Annotated in this window: 20 protein-coding genes; 16 read left to right on the top strand and 4 right to left on the bottom strand. The window is 42.4% G+C overall.

Going from position 1 to position 19,528, the window contains the following annotated elements; all coding sequences use genetic code 11:
* Together ACFI4Z_RS11935 and ACFI4Z_RS11940 are read left to right on the top strand one after the other, a co-directional pair.
* Nucleotides 1-843, top strand: a complete 843-nt coding sequence (locus ACFI4Z_RS11935; protein ID WP_462670783.1) for a pirin family protein — start codon at nt 1-3, stop codon at nt 841-843.
* Nucleotides 844-852: 9 nt separating this feature from the next.
* Complete coding sequence (locus tag ACFI4Z_RS11940; RefSeq protein WP_462670784.1) at nt 853-1,824, top strand: glutathione S-transferase family protein; 972 nt, start codon at nt 853-855, stop codon at nt 1,822-1,824.
* A gap of 16 nt (nt 1,825-1,840) precedes the next feature.
* Here the strand turns inward: ACFI4Z_RS11940 and ACFI4Z_RS11945 are convergent, their stop codons facing one another.
* From ACFI4Z_RS11945 to ACFI4Z_RS11960, 4 genes are all read right to left on the bottom strand, one after another.
* On the bottom strand, nt 1,841-2,416 hold the full coding sequence (locus ACFI4Z_RS11945) for an AAA family ATPase (protein WP_462670785.1): 576 nt from the start codon (nt 2,414-2,416) through the stop codon (nt 1,841-1,843).
* Between the two features lie 94 nt (nt 2,417-2,510).
* Entirely contained in the window at nt 2,511-2,768 is a 258-nt protein-coding gene (locus tag ACFI4Z_RS11950) for a hypothetical protein (RefSeq protein ID WP_462670786.1), read from the bottom strand.
* Complete coding sequence (locus ACFI4Z_RS11955) at nt 2,765-3,214, bottom strand: hypothetical protein (protein ID WP_462670787.1); 450 nt, start codon at nt 3,212-3,214, stop codon at nt 2,765-2,767. The genes ACFI4Z_RS11950 and ACFI4Z_RS11955 overlap by 4 nt, the downstream gene beginning before the upstream one ends.
* A gap of 8 nt (nt 3,215-3,222) precedes the next feature.
* A complete protein-coding gene (locus tag ACFI4Z_RS11960) occupies nt 3,223-3,564 on the bottom strand; it encodes a DUF883 domain-containing protein (RefSeq protein WP_099296157.1) in 342 nt (113 codons plus the stop codon).
* A 497-nt stretch (nt 3,565-4,061) separates the two neighbouring features.
* Between ACFI4Z_RS11960 and mraZ the strand changes: the two genes are divergently transcribed.
* Genes mraZ through ftsA form a run of 14 tightly spaced genes read left to right on the top strand, consistent with a single transcriptional unit; the run spans nt 4,062 to nt 19,522 of the window.
* A complete protein-coding gene (gene mraZ, locus ACFI4Z_RS11965) occupies nt 4,062-4,520 on the top strand; it encodes a division/cell wall cluster transcriptional repressor MraZ (RefSeq protein WP_462670788.1) in 459 nt (152 codons plus the stop codon).
* A gap of 30 nt (nt 4,521-4,550) precedes the next feature.
* Nucleotides 4,551-5,489: a 16S rRNA (cytosine(1402)-N(4))-methyltransferase RsmH gene (gene rsmH, locus ACFI4Z_RS11970; RefSeq protein WP_462670789.1), complete on the top strand. Its 939-nt coding sequence runs from the start codon at nt 4,551-4,553 to the stop codon at nt 5,487-5,489.
* Nucleotides 5,486-5,812 (top strand): cell division protein FtsL, encoded by a 327-nt coding sequence (ftsL, locus tag ACFI4Z_RS11975; RefSeq protein ID WP_099296160.1) that lies wholly within the window; start codon nt 5,486-5,488, stop codon nt 5,810-5,812. Before rsmH ends, ftsL begins: the two co-directional genes overlap by 4 nt.
* The gene (locus ACFI4Z_RS11980; protein WP_394193808.1) at nt 5,809-7,626 is read left to right on the top strand and encodes a penicillin-binding transpeptidase domain-containing protein; all 1,818 of its coding nucleotides are present in this window, start codon (nt 5,809-5,811) and stop codon (nt 7,624-7,626) included. The genes ftsL and ACFI4Z_RS11980 overlap by 4 nt, the downstream gene beginning before the upstream one ends.
* Entirely contained in the window at nt 7,619-9,097 is a 1,479-nt protein-coding gene (gene murE / locus ACFI4Z_RS11985) for a UDP-N-acetylmuramoyl-L-alanyl-D-glutamate--2,6-diaminopimelate ligase (protein ID WP_462670865.1), read from the top strand. The genes ACFI4Z_RS11980 and murE overlap by 8 nt, the downstream gene beginning before the upstream one ends.
* Nucleotides 9,094-10,482 carry a UDP-N-acetylmuramoyl-tripeptide--D-alanyl-D-alanine ligase gene (locus ACFI4Z_RS11990; protein WP_462670790.1) on the top strand — a complete coding sequence of 463 codons (1,389 nt, stop codon included), beginning with the start codon at nt 9,094-9,096 and terminating at the stop codon, nt 10,480-10,482. Before murE ends, ACFI4Z_RS11990 begins: the two co-directional genes overlap by 4 nt.
* Nucleotides 10,476-11,558: a phospho-N-acetylmuramoyl-pentapeptide-transferase gene (gene mraY / locus ACFI4Z_RS11995; protein WP_099296164.1), complete on the top strand. Its 1,083-nt coding sequence runs from the start codon at nt 10,476-10,478 to the stop codon at nt 11,556-11,558. The genes ACFI4Z_RS11990 and mraY overlap by 7 nt, the downstream gene beginning before the upstream one ends.
* On the top strand, nt 11,559-12,884 hold the full coding sequence (murD, locus tag ACFI4Z_RS12000; protein WP_462670791.1) for a UDP-N-acetylmuramoyl-L-alanine--D-glutamate ligase: 1,326 nt from the start codon (nt 11,559-11,561) through the stop codon (nt 12,882-12,884).
* Nucleotides 12,881-14,056, top strand: coding sequence for a cell division protein FtsW (gene ftsW, locus ACFI4Z_RS12005; RefSeq protein ID WP_462670792.1), 1,176 nt, complete (start codon nt 12,881-12,883; stop codon nt 14,054-14,056). Before murD ends, ftsW begins: the two co-directional genes overlap by 4 nt.
* Entirely contained in the window at nt 14,053-15,135 is a 1,083-nt protein-coding gene (murG, locus tag ACFI4Z_RS12010) for an undecaprenyldiphospho-muramoylpentapeptide beta-N-acetylglucosaminyltransferase (RefSeq protein ID WP_462670793.1), read from the top strand. Before ftsW ends, murG begins: the two co-directional genes overlap by 4 nt.
* A gap of 50 nt (nt 15,136-15,185) precedes the next feature.
* Entirely contained in the window at nt 15,186-16,595 is a 1,410-nt protein-coding gene (gene murC / locus ACFI4Z_RS12015; protein ID WP_462670866.1) for a UDP-N-acetylmuramate--L-alanine ligase, read from the top strand.
* Nucleotides 16,592-17,512: a D-alanine--D-alanine ligase gene (locus ACFI4Z_RS12020; protein WP_462670794.1), complete on the top strand. Its 921-nt coding sequence runs from the start codon at nt 16,592-16,594 to the stop codon at nt 17,510-17,512. Before murC ends, ACFI4Z_RS12020 begins: the two co-directional genes overlap by 4 nt.
* A 1-nt stretch (nt 17,513) precedes the next feature.
* Complete coding sequence (locus tag ACFI4Z_RS12025) at nt 17,514-18,293, top strand: cell division protein FtsQ/DivIB (protein ID WP_462670795.1); 780 nt, start codon at nt 17,514-17,516, stop codon at nt 18,291-18,293.
* Nucleotides 18,290-19,522 (top strand): cell division protein FtsA, encoded by a 1,233-nt coding sequence (gene ftsA / locus ACFI4Z_RS12030; RefSeq protein ID WP_462670796.1) that lies wholly within the window; start codon nt 18,290-18,292, stop codon nt 19,520-19,522. Before ACFI4Z_RS12025 ends, ftsA begins: the two co-directional genes overlap by 4 nt.
* Nucleotides 19,523-19,528: the final 6 nt, after the last annotated feature.

Genomic DNA, 19,528 nt, shown 5'->3' on the forward strand with positions numbered 1-19,528 from the left:
ATGCAAATATTAAATACCCTATCAAGTTACGCTACCAGCGATGGTGATGGAGTCAACATTAGTCGTATTCCTGGCTTTGATGGCAAGCACCTAGACCCTTTTTTAATGATTGATGAGCTAAAGTCAAACGATCAAAATGACTTTATGGGCGGATTTCCTGCCCATCCGCACCGCGGGATTGAAACTTTCACCTATATCATTAAAGGTGGTTTTGAACATCAGGATCAAATGGGAAATAAAAAAGCCATTCGTGCGGGAGATGTACAGTGGATGAGTACAGGCTTTGGGGTAATTCACAGTGAAATGCCACTGGCAGATGCAAAAGAAGGTATGCATGGCTTTCAAATTTGGCTCAATATGCCAAGCGCAGACAAGTTAAGGGCGCCAAAATATCAAGACACAACAACCTCGCCAGCGCCCGTGAAGCAAGATGAGCAAGGTGTTAAGTTAACTGCATTAGCTGGTAGTTGGCAGTTTGCTGATGATCAGCAAATTTCAAGCTTACAAGGTTTAGCGGCGAATGGCATGTTGGCTGATGTAACACTACCTGCAAATACTCAGTTTACACATCCGCCTTTAGCTCAATCAAAAGTGATGATTTATGTTCATACAGGCGAAATTGATACGGAGCAAGCGGGAACGGTTAAAGCTGGTAGCTTGCTTATTTTACAACTAAAAAGTGCTATTGCTTTTAGCTCAAGCAAGGGCGCGGGTGTATTACTGCTTGCGGGTGAGCCGCTTAACCAACCAATTGCACACATGGGACCGTTTGTTATGACGACCGAAGCTGAGTTGCAACAAGCCGTTCGAGATTATCAAACCGGTAAATTTGGTACTTTATAGGAGATTATTATGGGCTTACTTGTCGATGGTCAGTGGCATGATAAATGGTATGACACTGATAACAACCAAGGTGAATTTAAACGTGAAGCAGCTCAACTACGCAATTGGGTGACGCCTGATGGCGGTGCTGGAAAAACAGGGGAGGCTGGCTTTAAAGCTGAAAAAGGGCGTTATCATTTGTATGTGTCACTGGCGTGTCCATGGGCACACCGTACGCTTATATTTCGTCATTTAAAAGGGCTCGAAGACTATATTAGTGTGTCGGTGGTCAGTCCTGATATGCTTGAACATGGCTGGACGTTTGATAAATCTAACCACAGTTCAGGAGATGATTTATTTGATAAAGCTTATATGCATCAAATTTATGCTTTACATAAAGCTGATTACTCTGGGCGAGTAACTGTTCCTGTATTGTGGGATAAAAAAACTAATCGGATTGTTAGTAATGAATCTGCTGAGATTATTCGTATGTTTAATTCAGCCTTTGATACTTTAACTGGCAATACCTTGGATTTTTATCCGCATGAATTGCGCTCGCAAATAGACGAAATAAACGACTTTGTTTATCACAACATCAATAATGGGGTATATAGAGCTGGGTTTGCTACGACGCAGCAGGCATACAACGACGCATTTGATAACTTATTTAGTGCGCTTGATAACATAGAAACCCGCTTAGAAAAAAACCGTTATTTAGTGGGGGATACGCTCACTGAAGCTGATTGGCGTTTATTCACGACTCTAATCCGATTTGATAGTGTGTATGTTGGTCACTTTAAATGTAATTTACGCACCATTGAAAGTTACCCTGCAATGAGCAATTACCTGCGCGAGCTATATCAAATTGCTTCTGTGAGGAAAACGGTTGATTTTTATCATATTAAGCGACATTACTATTTTAGCCATACAATGATTAATCCAACGCAGATTGTACCAAACGGCCCTAATATTGATTATCTAAAGCCACATAATAGAGGTTAAGTTGTGTGGCTTTAAATCAATTGTAACTTTTCATTACTTTTTTAATGGTTTCGATGCCAAACATCACTTTTTGAATAAAAGATTCTGAGCTTTTAACTAAGTTGAAGTTAGGGTGTTGAGACCAGATTTCTTGTAGTTTGTCATCGAGTAGTATGGCTTGTTTGTCAGATTCGTTTCGCACCGGGTTATTACTATGGATGCTTTGCCCTGATTTAGCGGCCGTTTCAAAAAAAATAACGGCATCATATTGAGTAAGCTCTGTTTGCAAATCTGTTTTGAGACAATCAAAAAAAGCGTTAGCTTCGCCAGGCCAATAAGCTAGACCGTCTAAACTACCGCGATCACAGAGCATTAATCGGTCAGGATGTTCAGTGCGTTGAATATGTTCTAGGTGCTTTTGCAGGTTAAAAATGGCTTGCTGATGTGCATTTATAAGTTGTGGAGAATCGTTTCGTTTTATGCCGCCAGAAAATAACATGGTTGCGGACTCAGGGACTACAACTATTTGTTTGGAGAACTCTCGGCGTAATAAATCAATAGCAGTTGTTTTCCCACCGCCAGGACCCCCTGTTAATACAATGCGCTTTTTCACTTTTAAGACTCACTTACTATCGTAATCGCTTTACGATAATAAAATTGAGCAAAAATGAGAAGCTAAATTGTGTGTTTAAATGATTCGGATCATATTAAAGTAACCTTAAAAGCCAGGTGAATTTACTGAGTTTACTCAGTTTGCTTTTGTTTGAATCATTGTTTTGCAATGCTTGATAGCCCATTCCTGCTGTAAATGCACTTGCAATTCCGACGTTGGTAACTGCGAAGCGTTTTAGTCGGTAGTTTAATGCTTGATGATGTTGACGCTTAAGTTCATCGCGCAAATCCATCTTTTCAGTGAGTTTTTCCACCCTTCGCTGTGGCTTATTGATGAAGTAATCAATGATCATGAGTCATCCTTATTAATATTTAATAGCTGACGAAGACTGCGGAGCGATTTATCGAACCCGATTTTACCGCTGATATACCCTATGTTTTTCCAAAGCCAAGTAAGACAAAGCAGCTGTAATGCAATCAAAGAACCCGCTGTTAACCATAAAGATTCGCTGAAGGCGAAAATAGCAATGCCTATTGTTGCAAGTAACCCAGCCCAAAGTAGCACCAACCCGCCGGCAAAACATACCAACAAAATAACAGTAAGCGCTAGTGAGCGTGTTGAGAGATGCCATTCGGCAGCAGCAATGTTTTTACAGGTTTTTGCTTGTGCGTTGTAATCGCTATAAAGCTGCTTGGAATAGTCTGAAATCTTTTCGAGATGAACTTGCCACTGATCAGCCGTATCAGATTGATCAGTGGCATGTTGCTGTTTCTCACTTGCGTGTTGAGAATGAGACATGATTAAGCTTACTTACGGTTGAATAATGCAGTAACTAACATGCCTGCAGCAAATGCGATTCCTGCTGTTGCAAGCGGATTCTCAGAGGCTAGTTGGCGTGTTTTACCACTGTACTGTGTGATTTTTTCACGGGCAATTTGCTGCTTTTCTGATAACGTTTCAGCAGAGCTAGTAGCACCTTCACGAATACTTTGTTCTGCGGTTGCGGCTCTTGTTGATAAAGCGTCAACTGCGCTGTGTGCAGCAGAAGTTGCTTTTTCTGTGAGCGGAGCTTCGCTTGTTGGTAAAGTAGGATCAACTTTACTGTTAGTTGAAACTGACGCTTTTGAGTTTGTAGCTGCTGTAGCCATAATATTCCTTCCTTAAATAATTAAAAACAAGTGTGACTAATTACCAGCAGTTTCCATACCAAAAAACTAAATTATTTACATTCAGTGACTTATGGTTTTTTGTTGTGAGGCTGCTAATATTTATTTAACTTTTAACAGTAATAATTACAGGTCGATTAAGTAATCTTTACAACAGATAAAATCGGTACGTTAATGAAGTTGATTATTTGTAATTATTCATCGTTTATTCAGTAACCAGTCGTTGAGCCTTAGTTAGCTTGATCAGTAGAAAAAAATATTTTTTTATTGTATTCCACTTTTTCCCACATAATTCAGTAGCTTTGTGCGAGGCCTTATTTTTTCTGGCTTGCACAGTCAACTATAGAGTTTTGCTGACTTGACAAAATGGCTTGTCAAGCCCTAAACTGGAGCACTGTGGTAAAAAGTGGTTTTTAGTGGATCAAATTGGATCAAAACTAATTTTAGCCAGTTAACAACAAAATTTTCTGTAGGCTTTTATGTTTCGCGGTGCGAGTTCGCTCAGTATGGATGACAAAGGACGCTTTGCGGTACCAACCAAGTATCGAAACGAGCTGCTGTCTGAAGATATGGGCACTGTGATTTGTACCATCGCGTTGAATGAGCCTTGTTTATGGTTGTATCCGCTTGCTCAGTGGCAAGATATAGAACAACGCCTTGCGAAAATTTCTAATATGAATCCACGAGCTAGGCGCATGCAGCGCATGTTATTAGGGAATGCAACAGAATACCAACTCGACAAAAATGGCCGAATTTTGCTGGCGCCGTCATTACGTGCTCATGCTGATTTAGGCAAAAAGATAATGTTAGTTGGGTTAATGAATAAATTTGAGATCTGGGATGAAGAGCGCTGGAATGAACAGATGCGTCAAGACACCGAAATTGAAATGCTCGGTGATTTTGAATCAAGCCCGGATCTAGACAACTTCTCACTTTGAGTAGCTAATAAAAAAGGCAATTAATAACTAATGACAGCGCAATTTGAACACATTTCCGTGCTTATGGACGAAACCATCGATGCTCTCGCAATTCAGCCAGACGGCATTTACATGGATGGTACATTTGGCCGTGGCGGACATTCAGGGCAAATACTTGCGCGATTAAGTGATACTGGTCGCCTGCAGGCAATTGACCAAGACCCACAAGCTATAAAAGCAGCTGAAAAATTTGCCGATGACAGCCGATTTGCTATTGCTCACACTCGGTTTTCAAATATATACGAGGTTGCACAGCAAAACGATCTGTTGGGTAAAGTCGATGGCATTTTATTAGATATTGGGGTGTCATCACCACAGCTTGATGATGCAGATCGTGGTTTTAGTTTTATGAAAGATGGTCCATTAGATATGCGCATGGATCCAACCAGCGGTCGTAGCGCGGCGCAATGGCTTGCTGAGGCCGAACTTGAAGATATTACTCACGTTATAAAAACGTATGGTGAAGAAAAATTTGGTCGCCGTATTGCGCACAAAGTACTCGAAGTACGTGAGCACACACCGATTACAACAACAAAGCAACTGGCTGATTTAGTTGACGAAGCTGTGCCAGTGAAGGATAAGTTTAAGCACCCTGCAACACGTACTTTTCAAGCTATTAGAATTTATATCAACAGTGAATTAGAAGAGATTCAAACAGCATTACAAGCATCTATTGATGTTTTGAAGCCTGGTGGTCGATTAGTAGTTATTTCGTTTCATTCACTAGAAGATCGTATCGTTAAGCAATTTATTAAAAAACAGAGTAAGGGAGCAGCATTACCCAGAGGTCTGCCTTTAACAGATGCACAAATAAATAAAAATCTGACGTTAAAAGCAGTGGGTAAAGCTATCAAGCCAAGCCAAGATGAAATTGAGCGTAATCCACGTTCGCGTAGTTCAGTGCTTAGGGTTGCACAGAGGTTGGGATGAAACCAAAAGCGAATCATCGCCAGCCCAACTTATTTTTAGAAATTTTAAAAGGCCTAGGAGCAAATAAGCTAACCTCGGCCTTGTTGGTTGTGATATTCGCATCTAGTTTGAGTGTGGTGCAAATTACCCACCTCGCTCGGCAAGAGTTGATAGAGCAAGATGAATTGCTACAAGAGCGAGATGAACTTGACCTTGAGTGGCGCTATTTGCTTGTTGAGGAAGAATTTTATTCGCAGCATGCGCGTATCGAAGAAATTGCGATTATGCAGCTAAAAATGAAACGCCCAACAAGCCAAGATGAACAGGTGATAACACTGCCATGAGAAGCAGAGCGAAAAAACCAGTAAATAGTTTGATCACATGGCGTTTTATGCTGGTGTGCTCTGTTGTGCTGCTTGTTTTTGTAACTTTGATGTCTCGTGCTGCTTATCTTCAGGTTATTGAGCCTGATAAAGCACGCTCTGAAAGTAATAAACGCACGGTGAGAGTTGAAAAACTGCATGTTCAGCGAGGAATGATTTTTGACCGTCATGGTAAAGAGCTAGCTGTCAGTGTACCTGTGGTTAGTGTGTATGCAGACCCAAAAGCCCTTCATAAATCTTTAGTTGCAAAAGTGCTTAGGCAGGCACGCAAAAATGGCGAGGATCAAAAGGCGCTTAGTGAAAATAAAGCCCTGCTTAATCAACGTGTCGCGCTATATTACAAAAATGACTTACGCTGGCGGGAACTCGCCGATGTATTACGCATTGAACCGAAAAAAATAAACAGCCGCTTACGTGATGATGCAACTCGACGTTTTGTATACCTTAAGCGCCAAGTAACCCCTGCTGTTGCAAATTATATTGGTGATTTACGCTTACCGGGGATTCATTTACTTGATGAGTCTAAGCGCTATTATCCTGCTGGTGAAGTGACCGCCCATGTATTAGGGTTTACTAATATCGATGGTAAAGGCATTGAAGGTATTGAAAAGCTCTATGAAAATGCTCTCACGGGTGAGGAAGGTCGCCGTACAATTCGTAAAGATGGGCGAGGCCGAGAGGTTGAAGTACTAGATGAAAGAGAGCGAGTAGAGCCTGAAAATATTCAGCTAAGCATTGATCAGCGTATTCAAGCAATAGCTTACAAAGCCGTTAAATCAGCCGTTTTGACTTATAAAGCCACCTCAGGCTCAGCCATGGTAGTTGATGTGAAAACCGGTGAAGTGCTGGCAATGGTTAACAGCCCCTCTTTTAATCCTAATAATCTAACCGATGCAGCGCCTCATAAGCGTCGTAATCGTGCGATTACAGATTTGTTTGAACCAGGCTCAACCGTTAAGCCTCTGGCCATTTTAGCTGGATTAGACTACGGCACAATCCAACCGGAGGATACCGTTGATACCTACCCAGGCTGGATGCGATTAGGTGGAAGTTTAGTTCAAGATACGCGCAATCATGGTGATATGACGCTACGGGATATTCTAAAGTATTCAAGTAACATGGGTGTCACGAAAGTGAGCCAAGACGTACCTAAAGATTACTTTGTAGGTTTATATCAAAAAGTAGGCTTTGGTATTGATTCAGGAACCGGTATGGTCGGTGAAAGTAGTGGTTTATTCTACCCAAATCGTCGTTGGTCTGATCATGAAATTGCCGCACTATCATTCGGTTATAATATTGCTGTTAGTACTGCTCAAATGGCTCGCTTTTATGCCATGTTAGGTGCGGGGGGGGTTAATAGACCGCTCACCGTATTAAAGCAAGACTCTATCCCTGAAGGGGAACGGGTATTTCAACAAAAAGATGTTGAAGCCGTTGTGCATATGATGGAAAGCGTGTTCGAAGACGGAGGCACTGCAAGCCGTATCAAAGTAGACGGTTATCGTGCAGCTGGGAAAACAGGTACTTCTAAAAAAGCGGCAGTAGGCGGTTACGGTGACGAATATGTTGGCTATTTTGCAGGCATAGCACCTGCGAGTAATCCACGTTTAGCTGTTGTAGTGTTAATCAATGAGCCCGGTGGAGATGTTTATTATGGCGGTGCGACGGCTGGACCTGCATTTGCTGAAATAATTTCCAATTCCTTACGAATTTTAAACGTAGCGCCAGATAAAGGTTCTGTGGCCTACGTGAAGGGCAAAGATGATGGTGCGTGATTTACACACAATATTAAAACACATTGAAATAGATGCAACGAGCTTGATGGTAAATGAGCTGCGCTTAGATAGCCGCGATGTAAAACCGGGCGATGTATTTGTTGCTATTAAAGGCCATCAGTTAGATGGCGGGCAATTTATAGATCAAGCGATTAAAAACGGCGCTGTAGCGGTTATTGCAGATCGCTTATGTGAGTTTGACAGTGATTTTGAACAATTATACTTAACATCAGCTTTGGATAAAAAGCTTCCAGCCCTAGCTAGTCATTTTTATCGAAAGCCCAGTAAACAACTAGATTTAGTGGGTGTAACTGGCACCAATGGCAAATCTACAACTACCGCAATGATAGCTCACCTAGCCAACTATTGTGCAAAGCCTGCAGCAATTATTGGTACATTAGGATATGGCGAGCCAGACTCGTTAACACCATTGATAAACACCACGCCTTCATGTGTCGAAGTACAACGAATTTTATCTGAACTTGTGGCACAGGAAAAGCAACTGGTGGCGATGGAAGTTTCATCGCATGGATTAGTGCAACACCGTGTATCGGGCAGTCGATTTAAAGCGACTGTATTTACTAACCTTTCGCGTGATCACCTCGATTACCATGGCGATATGGCCAGTTACGCACAAGCTAAATTAATGCTATTTCGCGATTTTGATTCTCAATTGATTGTTTTAAACCAAGATGACAACCAAGTCCAACAATGGTTAGAACAATATGATTTTGCAAACTTGATTTGTTATGGCCGTAAAGGTTTGGTGCCAGCCGGTGCAAAGTTTGTATATTTTACCGATGTAAATTACCACAAAGCGGGTATTTCGGCACAGTTAACTACAAGTTGGGGTGATATCGCGATACAATGCCCACTGTTTGGTGAATTTAACTTGTATAACTTAGCCGCTGCCATTGCGACCTTGTTAGGTTTAGGTTACCCGCTTGAAGCTTTGGCGGCAGGTTGCGCTAGCTTACAACCGGTTGCTGGGCGCATGCAGGCTTTCAGTGAGCAAGGCCAACCAACGTGTATTGTTGATTATGCACATACACCTGATGCACTCGCATTAGCACTGCAAGCACTACAGCAACATGTTCCTGGCGGAGTGAGTTGTGTGTTTGGTTGTGGTGGCGACCGTGATAAAGGTAAACGACCGATAATGGCACGCGCTGCTGAACAAAATGCAGATAAAGTGATTATCACCAGTGACAATCCTCGCAGTGAAGACCCAATGCAAGTAATGACAGAAGTTGCAGCGGGGTTGGATAATCCGCATCACGCATATTTAGAAGCGGATCGTGGTGCTGCAATTGAGTTTGCTATTAATAACGCAAAAGAAAATGAAGTTGTTTTAATTGCCGGTAAAGGCCATGAAGATTATCAAATTATCGGTTCTCAGCGCATAGATTTCTGCGATCGTAAATTTGTACAACACACCTTAAAAAAACAAAAAAGAGGATCGCAGTTATGATCCCTATGGATTTTGATTGGCTTGCTAACGTGTTAGCAACGCAAAGCCCAAGTGATAATAAAACGATAAAGAACATTAATACCGATACCCGTACTTTGTGCGATGGTGAGGTGTTTTTAGCGCTACAAGGGCCTAACTTCGATGGTCACAAATTTGTAGAGCAAGCAAAAAGTAAAGGCGCTATTGGCGCTATTGTTCACCGCAAAGTAGATGTAGATATTCCTCAGTTTTTAGTTGCTGATACCCGTTTAGCGCTTGGTAAAGTTGGTGCTGCAGTGATGGCGAGTGTTGCACCTAAGACTATCGCAATTACAGGAAGCGTCGGTAAAACCACAGTTAAAGAAATGTGTGCGGCAATTCTTGACGGCCACGGTGAGGTGCTGGCAACAAAAGGCAATTTCAATAATGATATTGGTGTGCCTCTAACCTTATTAAGATTAGAGCCGCAACATCAATATGCAGTTATTGAGCTGGGCGCTAATCACATTGGTGAAATAGCGTATACCGCAGCAATGACTAAACCGGATGTGGCTGTAGTCTGTAATGTCGCGGCGGCTCATATTGAAGGGTTTGGTTCACTCAAAGGCGTTGCTACAGCAAAAGGTGAGATTTACGACGGCTTAAAATCTGGCGGAATTGCGATTGTTAATTGCGACAGTGAATTTAGTCAATCCTGGCTAGATAAACTCCCTAAAGAAAAAATCAAACGCCTTTCAAGCACACAAAAGCTTGATGTATGGGCTGAGGAAGTGTCGCTTGATGAACAAGCCCACGCATCATTTTATATTTGCACTGCTGCTGAGCGAGTAAAAGTAAAGCTAGCATTACCTGGCCGACATAATGTAATGAACGCACTCATTGCAACTGCGCTTACCTCTGAGTTTGGCGTTAGCTTGAAAAGTGCTGCTTATGCACTTGCTAATATGGGTGAAGTCAAAGGGCGAGTAAATATGATTAAAGTAAGCGATAAGCTAACTGTAATCGATGATACCTATAACGCGAATGTTCAGTCTGTAAAAGCCGCAATTGACTTATTGAGTGATATTGAAGGTCAACGTATTTTAGCTTTTGGTGATATGGGGGAGCTTGGTGAAGAGGCTCGCATGTATCATCAACAAGTGGGTGAATACGCAAAACAAAAAGGTATTGATGAGCTTTACACGTTAGGTGTATTGAGTAAGTACGCCAGTGATGAATTTGAAAAGCCCAATCGTCACTTCTCCAGCCGTGAACAGTTGTTACAGCAATTGCAGGCTCGGTTAACTGAGAAATCACAAAAAACCACTATCGTCGTGAAAGGATCGCGCAGCTCTCGAATGGAATTACTTGTACAAGATTTAGTTAACAGCCAGCAAAATGGCAGTAATGGAGCACCAACATGTTAGTGTGGTTGGCAGAGTATTTAACCCAATATTACAGTGCATTTAATGTATTTTCTTACCTTACAGTACGCGCTGTACTCGGTATTTTAACCGCCTTATTAATATCTTTGTATTTTGGCCCTAAACTGATACGTAGTTTACAAAAAATGCAAATTGGTCAGGTCGTGCGCGATGATGGGCCTGAATCTCACTTATCTAAAAAAGGCACCCCAACCATGGGTGGCTTGTTAATTTTAGCGTCTATTTTTACCAGTACATTATTATGGGCTGATTTAGCTAACAAGTATGTATGGGCAACGCTGTTTGTTATTGGCTCACTGGGTATTGTTGGTTTTGTGGATGATTACCGAAAGGTTATTCGTAAAGACCCTAAAGGGCTAATTGCTAAGTGGAAGTACTTTTGGCAATCAGTGATAGCGTTGGTTGTTGCTTGTGCCTTGTTTTTTACCGCAAATCACGCCAATGAAACCTCGCTTGTTGTGCCATTTTTTAAAGATGTATTACCGCAATTAGGTTTGTTTTATATCGTAATGACTTACTTTGTTGTGGTGGGCACATCGAACGCGGTGAACTTAACCGATGGTTTAGATGGCCTAGCAATCGTGCCGACTATTTTAGTGGCGGCGGCCTTGGCAATTATTGCTTATTTAACAGGTAACGTTAATTTCTCTGCTTATTTACATATTCCGCATTTACCTTTAGCAAGTGAATTAGTTGTTGTTTGTACTGCGATTGTCGGTGCTGGACTTGGCTTTTTATGGTTTAACACGTACCCAGCACAAGTATTTATGGGCGATGTGGGTTCATTAGCGCTAGGTGGTGCCCTGGGAATTATTGCTGTACTTGTTCGCCAAGAGTTAGTTCTAGTGATTATGGGCGGTGTATTTGTTATGGAAGCCTTGTCCGTTATTTTACAAGTCGGTTCCTATAAATTAAGAGGCCAGCGAATATTTAGAATGGCGCCAATTCATCACCACTATGAATTAAAAGGCTGGCCAGAACCCCGCGTTATTGTACGTTTTTGGATTATATCGATCGTACTTGTGCTGGCAGGATTAGTAACATTAAAGATTAGGTAAATGAGCTATTTAAACGAGATACAAAATAAACGTATAACAGTGCTCGGACTCGGTGTAACCGGTCTGGGCATTGTGCGTTTTTTATTGTCTCATAATATTGCACCAACAGTGGTTGATAGCCGTCAGTCACCCCCAGGTATAGATTGGTTACACAGCAACGCACCTGAGCTTGATACTCACTTTGGTGATTTAGGCCGTGCCAATTTATCAACAGCCGATATTATAATTATCAGCCCAGGCCTTAGTTTAACAATACCTGCAGTGGCGGACGCCATTTCAGCGGGTGTTGAAGTGATTGGTGATATAGAGTTGTTTGCGCGTTTAAATGATAAACCAGTAGTCGCGGTGACCGGTTCTAACGGTAAATCAACGGTTGTTACTCTTGCCTATGATGTACTCAAAGCGGCAGGGTTTAATGTTGGCTTAGGCGGTAATATTGGCACTGCTGTACTTGATTTGTTAGTAGGTGACTTTGATGTGTATGTACTTGAACTTTCAAGCTTTCAGCTCGATACTTCGACCAGCTTAAAACCGACCAGCGCTACAGTGCTAAACGTATCAGAAGACCACCTTGACCGTTATGTTAGCTATCAAGCATATATAAACTCTAAACAAACGATTTATACCAATACAGCATTGGCTGTAGTTAACAAAAATGATTCAGCCACTCATACCGATGTAAACCCGCAAGTGAGCTTTGCTCTATCTGACGCGGATTATTGTGTATCAACATTAAACGGTGAGCCTTACTTTACTGCTCACGGTAAAGCTATTTTGCCTGTTAGTAGCCTGAGTGTTGAGGGGAGTCATAATCAACTTAATGCGCTATCAGTTATGGCATTATTGCAGCCATTTGACATTTCAGCGGTACAATTTGCTAACGCTTTTTCAGCATTTAGAGGGCTTGCTCATCGTTGTCAGTATGTTACGGAACGCCATGGGGTAAAGTATTTCAATGACTCTAAAGCTACGAATGTCGGTGCCACCATTGCTGCTATTGATAGTTTATCAGAGCAAGCACACCAATTAATTGTGATCGCAGGTGGTGATGCCAAAGGCGCAGATTTAGATGCACTCAAGCCTCATTTACAAGATAAAGTAAAAGCACTGATTTGTTTTGGTAAAGATGCACGTGCGCTTGTTGCATTAACAGATAAAGGGCATTTAACACTCTCAATGCAAGAGGCTGTGAATCTTGCAAAGCAATTAGCAACATACGGCGATTATGTTTTATTGGCGCCAGCGTGTGCAAGTATTGATATGTACAATAATTATATGCAGCGTGGCGAACATTTCGTCGAGTGCGTTCACTCGGGTGAGTTATGATCGCACTGGCTGATATCCGTGATGCTTTAACCCCAAAGCAATCTGCACAACTGTATGATGTACCTTTGTTGTACTGCGTGATCATGCTCATTGGCGTTGGCTTTGTGATGGTTACCAGTGCCTCAATGCCAACGGCAGAACGCTTATTTGATAATCCTTACCATATCACTATTCGACATAGCATGTTTTTAGCCATGAGCTTTGTGCTTTTTTGGATTGCATGCAGTGTGCCGATGGACTGGTGGAAGCGATCAAACCCCTATTTATTAATATTGGGCATGGTGCTACTGGTTATTGTGTTAATCGTCGGTCGAGAAGTAAATGGCGCTAAGCGCTGGATACCGGTTGGCCCTATTGGTTTTCAGGTTGCTGAGGCTGCTAAGCTGTACTTTTTTAGTTATATCGCCGGTTACCTTGTGCGAAAACGTGCAGAGGTACAAGAAAACATAAAAGGCTTTGCAAAACCTATCGCGGTATTTGCAGTGTATGCGCTCTTGATTTTACTTCAACCTGATTTAGGGACGGTTGTTGTGATGTTTGTCACTACCGTGGGCTTATTGTTTTTAGCTGGCGCTAAATTATGGCAGTTCTTTGCGTTAATTTTAACGGGCATAGGTTTAGTTGTATTGTTAATTATTGTTGAGCCTTACCGTATGGCACGTGTGGTTGGCTTTTTGGAGCCATGGGATGACCCATTTGGTAAAGGGTATCAATTGGTACAATCTCTAATGGCGTATGGCCAAGGTGGCTGGTTTGGTCAAGGGCTAGGCAATAGCGTACAAAAGTTACAATATTTACCCGAAGCGCATAACGATTTTATTTTTGCTGTTATAGGTGAAGAGCTTGGCTTTGTTGGCGTTTTAAGTATTTTAACGGTTTTTTGTGTTTTAGTATTCAGAGCGTTGTTAATTGGCCAGCAAGCATTGAAGTGTGGCAAAGAATACGAAGGCTATTTTTCACTCGCAATAGGAATATGGTTTGCATTTCAAACCATGGTAAATGTGGGCGCCAGTGCCGGCATTTTGCCTACTAAAGGATTAACGTTACCTTTTGTATCTTATGGTGGTTCCAGCTTGTTGATAATGACCATTGCCGCGGGGATTTTATTCCGCGTTGATTTTGAAACAAAGATGGCAACTAAACAAGCAACATCCCGAGGAGGTAAGCGATGAGTAAAAAGTTAATCGTCGTTGCCGGTGGTACGGGCGGACATATTTTTCCTGGCATTGCTGTTGCGCAATACCTTAAACAGGAGGGGTGGCAGGTAAGTTGGATTGGTACCGCGGATAGAATGGAAGCGCAAGTCGTGCCTAAGCATGATATTGCGATTGATTTTATTAATGTTAAAGGCGTCCGTGGTAACGGCTTAAAGCGCTTAATTAAAGCGCCTTTTATGGTTATTAATGCCATCATGCAAGCGCGCAAAGTTTTAAAAAAGCATAGCCCAGATGTGGTTTTAGCCATGGGAGGCTATGTAACCGGCCCTACAGGTGTTGCAGCGCGAAGCTTAGGAATTCCATTAGTGATCCATGAGCAAAATGCAGTAGCTGGAATGAGTAATAAGTGGCTGGCAAAGTTTGCAAATAAAGTGCTTGCTGCATTTCCTAGTGCATTTGAAAGTGGCAAAAGTGAAGTGGTTGGCAATCCTGTTCGCCAAAGTGTGGCAAAGGTCGCAGTTCGACATGCATCAAGCCCAATTAACGTATTAGTTGTGGGTGGTTCATTAGGGGCTCAGGTGCTCAATAGCACACTGCCTTCGACCTTTAAGGCATTATCTCAAATAAGCGAGATAAATGTTTGGCACCAAACAGGTAAAGGTCACCTCGATGGGGTTACTCAAGGCTATAAAGAGCATGCATTTAGCCCAGAGCAAGTAAGGGCTGCTGAATTTATTGATGATATGGATGCCGCGTATAGCTGGGCGGATATTGTTATTTGCCGTGCAGGAGCGCTCACGGTAAGTGAAATTGCTGCTGCTGGAAAAATGGCTTTATTTGTGCCATTCCCGCATGCAGTTGATGACCATCAAACTGCAAATGCGCAATTTTTAGTTGCTGTTGAAGCTGCATTATTAATGCCGCAAGGGGAATTTAACCAGGCAAATATTGTCGATACTTTGAGACCTTATTTAGAACAGCCAAAATTAATAGATCAGATGGCGCAGCGCGCAAAAGCGTTAGCTACCATTGATGCCACAGCGCATGTTGCACAGCACTGTGAGCAAGTAACAGATAAAAAGAGAATTGTGTGAACGAATTAAATAAACAAAGTGTTGGCGTAAATAATCCATCACGACCAGCAATGCGACGAATCGACACTATCCACTTTATTGGTATCGGTGGCGCCGGGATGGGCGGCATTGCTGAGGTATTGGCTTTTGAAGGCTACCGTATTACAGGCTCAGATATAGCTCATAGCGCTATGACAGAGCGTTTAATTAAAGCCGGTGCTGAAGTGTTTATTGGCCACCATGCAAGTAACGTGAAGGATGCGAATGTTGTTGTAGTTTCAAGCGCTATTGACGAAACAAACCCTGAAATTATAGCTGCGAAAGCTGCGCGTATTCCGGTTGTGCGCCGTGCTGAAATGCTTGCTGAATTAATGCGTTTTCGCCACGGTATAGCGATTGCTGGCACGCACGGTAAAACCACAACAACAAGCTTAATAGCCAGCATTTATGCCCAAGCAGGGCTCGATCCGACATTTATTATTGGCGGCTTACTTAATAGTGCCGGCAGTAACGCAAAAGTAGGTAAAAGTGACTTTTTGATAGCAGAAGCCGATGAAAGCGATGCATCGTTTTTGCATTTACAACCTATGGTTTCCGTGATCACAAACATCGAAGAAGATCACATGGATACCTACGGTGGTAGTTTAGAGAAGATGAAAGACACATATGTGGAGTTTATTCATAATCTGCCATTTTATGGTTTAGCTGTGGTGTGTATTGATTCAGACGTTGCGGCAGAACTAATTCCACGATTTGCTCGACCTGTGATCACCTATGGTGAGTCTGCTGATGCAGATTACCGTATGCTCAACTTTAGCCAACAAGGCAATACCTGTACGTTTACGGTACTTACCAAGCAAGGTAATGATTTAACGATTCAGCTGAATATGCCTGGTATACATAATGCGTTAAATGCGACAGCTGCTATTGCAGTTGCAAAAGATCAAAATATTTCGGATCAAGCAATTTTACAAGCCTTAGATAAGTTTGAAGGGATTGGTCGCCGTTTCCAACACTATGGTACGTTTGAAAATGAGTGCGGTAATGTCATGCTCGTTGACGATTATGGTCACCACCCGTCAGAGGTTGCTGCGACCATTGCAGCAGTACGTGAAGGGTGGCCTGATAAGCGTTTAGTGATGATTTACCAGCCGCATAGATTTAGTCGTACCCGTGATTTGTACGAGGACTTTGTTAAAGTACTTGCTGATGTTGACCAGCTATTACTGCTAGATGTTTACAGTGCAGGTGAAGAGCCTATTATCGGCGCTGATAGCAAGAGTTTATGCCGAAGTTTACGTCAGCGTGGCAAAGAGCCATTACACATAGCCAGTAATTCAGAGCTTGCAGGCGTATTAGCGAATATATTACAAGACAATGACTTAGTTTTAACGCAAGGGGCTGGTAATATAGGTCAATTAGTTAAACAGTTAGCGGCAACAGAGTTGTCGATTGAACACTTAAAGCAGGTAGAAGTATGACACAACTCAATACACAATTTGGCAAGGTTGCAGTGCTATTGGGTGGCGACTCAGCGGAGCGTGAAGTGTCTATCAGATCGGGTCAAGCAGTATTGAGTGCTTTGCAAGGTGCAGGTGTTGATGCGATTGCTTTTGATCCAAAAGAGCAGCCATTGTGGCAATTAAAAGAGCTTGGCGTTGACCGGGTATTTATTGCTTTGCATGGCCGTGGTGGAGAAGATGGTACCATTCAAGGCGCCCTTGAGTTTATGGGCTTACCCTACACCGGAAGCAATGTTTTAGGTTCGGCATTAGCGATGGATAAAATTCGTTGTAAACACCTGTTTAAATCAGCAGGGCTAAGTACAGCGCCATACGCAGTTGTTGATAGCAAACGAGGTTTTGATACTAAAGCAATTATGAGCGAGCTTAAGAAGGTGATGGTTAAGCCATCTCATGAGGGCTCGAGTATTGGTATGGCACAAGCCAATACAGCACAAGAATTAGAATTAGCTCTAACAGAAGCGTTTAAGTTTGATAACCAAGTGTTAGTAGAACAATGGATAACAGGTCGTGAATTTACAGTAACAGTGCTTGGTAATGACGTACAGCCCGTGATTGAAATGACTACACCGAATGGATTCTATGATTATCAAGCTAAGTATCAATCAACAACAACCCAATATCATTGTCCTGCGGATTTATCTGGAGAACAGACCAAACTATTGCAAGACATAGCTTTGCAAGCATTTGATTTGGTTGGCGCAAGTGGCTGGGGTAGGGTTGATGCTATGCAAGATGAGCAAGGGAATTTTTACTTGCTTGAAGTTAATACTGTACCAGGCATGACAGAAAAATCATTGGTGCCGATGGCCGCAAAAGCAAACGGGGCAACTTTTGAACAATTAGTTGTTCGCATTTTGGAGCAAACACTTTAAAATGCATCCCCTTTTGGAAAAAGCAACGCAGTTAAAACAGCAACTTAATTGGTCGCTGATTTTTGGCATTAGTTTTTTTCTGATTGTGCTGATTAGCTTAGTGCGGATCACCAGTGGGGTTCAGCAGTGGCTGGTGGACAATAAAGACGCGCAAATAAAGCATTTAGCAGTGCTTGGTGAACCAAAGTATACGGATGAAAAAGCCATTATAATGGCAATAAAAAAGGCCGATTTAACCAGCTTTTTTGACTTGAACGTGACCCACGTTCAGCATTTAGTGCAAGAGTTACCTTGGGTTGCAACCGCTTCTGTTAGAAAGCAGTGGCCAGATACACTGCAGGTGTATGTAGTTGAACATCAAGCGGTTGCTGTATGGAATAGTGATCTGTTGCTGAATAAGCAAGGTCAGGTATTCCAAGCAAACAGTGAACAACTTGATGAAAAGTTACCGCAGTTATATGGCCCAGAAGGCAGTGAGCACGAAGCGTGGACAGCCTATCAACAATTTGATGATATGCTGAGCTTAAACCAATTAAAGTTAACGAGTTTAGCTTTATCGGAACGGTTTTCTTGGCAGCTTTGGCTTGATAATGGTATTCGCCTGAATTTAGGCCGAAAAGAAAAAGCAAAGCGGGTACAGCGATTTATAGATGTCTACCCACGTATGGAAAAGCGTGCAGATGCACAAGTAGACGTAGTGGATTTACGGTATGATACCGGCCTTGCAGTGAGCTGGAAGCTCCTGGAAGAAGCACAATTACAAAATAAGAGTAAGGCATGACTAAGTCAGCAGAAAGAAACCTAGTGATTGGATTGGACGTTGGCACCTCAAAAGTGGTGGCCACGGTTGGTGAAATCACCGCAGATAATAAGCTCAGTATTGTTGGAATTGGCAGCCAAGTATCCCACGGTATGGATAAAGGCGGCGTGAATGACCTTAATTTAGTGTCTGAATCGATTCGTCGTGCAATTGATGAAGCTGAGTTAATGGCAGACTGCCGTATTAGCTCTGTTTACTTGGGGATTTCAGGTAAACATATCCAATGTCAAAATGAAAATGGCGTTGTTGCTATCAATAATACCGAAGTCACAGAAGAAGATGTTGAAAATGTGATTCATATAGCCCGTTCAGTGCCAATATCGGCCGAGCGCAAGATGCTGCATGCGCTACCGCAAGAGTACAGCATTGATATGCAAGAAGGGATTAAAAACCCGCTGGGCATGAGTGGTGTGCGAATGGAAGCCAGAGCTCACATTATTACGTGTTCAAATGACATGGCTAAAAATATTGAGAAATGTGTTGAACGCTGTGGCTTAGAGGTAGACCAGTTAATATTTACAGCGCTGGCGTCATGTTACTCTGTTCTCACAGATGACGAAAAAGAGCTGGGTGTAGCGGTACTTGATATTGGTGGTGGTACAATGGATATCACTATTTATATTAATGGTGCTTTACGTCACTCTGCCGTTATTCCGGTTGCGGGTAACCAGGTTACTGGTGATATTGCAAAAATATTCCGCACGCCGATATCACACGCTGAGTCTCTCAAGGTACAATATGCATGTGCAAGCAGCCAGATGGCTAGTAGTGAAGATACAATTGAAGTACCTAGTGTAGGTGGGCGTCCAGCTAGATTGATGTCGCGCCATACGTTATCTGAGGTTGTAGAGCCGCGTTTTAGAGAATTATTTGAACTGGCGATGGAAGAAATCCGTCGTTCAGGATTAGAAGACCAAATTGCAGCTGGACTTGTTATTACAGGTGGCAGTGCAAAAATGGCAGGCGCCATGGAAGTAGCTGAAGATATTTTCCAAATGCCAGTAAGAGTAGGTAAGCCAATCGGGATGGTTGGTTTAACAGATTATGTTGATGATCCTTCATATGCAACGGCGGTGGGCTTATTGCAATACGGCCGTACAATGCAATCGATGAATGCACAAAAGTCGAAATCTGAAGGTGATAACAATTGGTGGAACCGCATTACTAAGTGGTTTCAAGGCGAGTTTTAGTACTCA

The organism is Pseudoalteromonas sp. RWi3 (assembly GCF_054960735.1).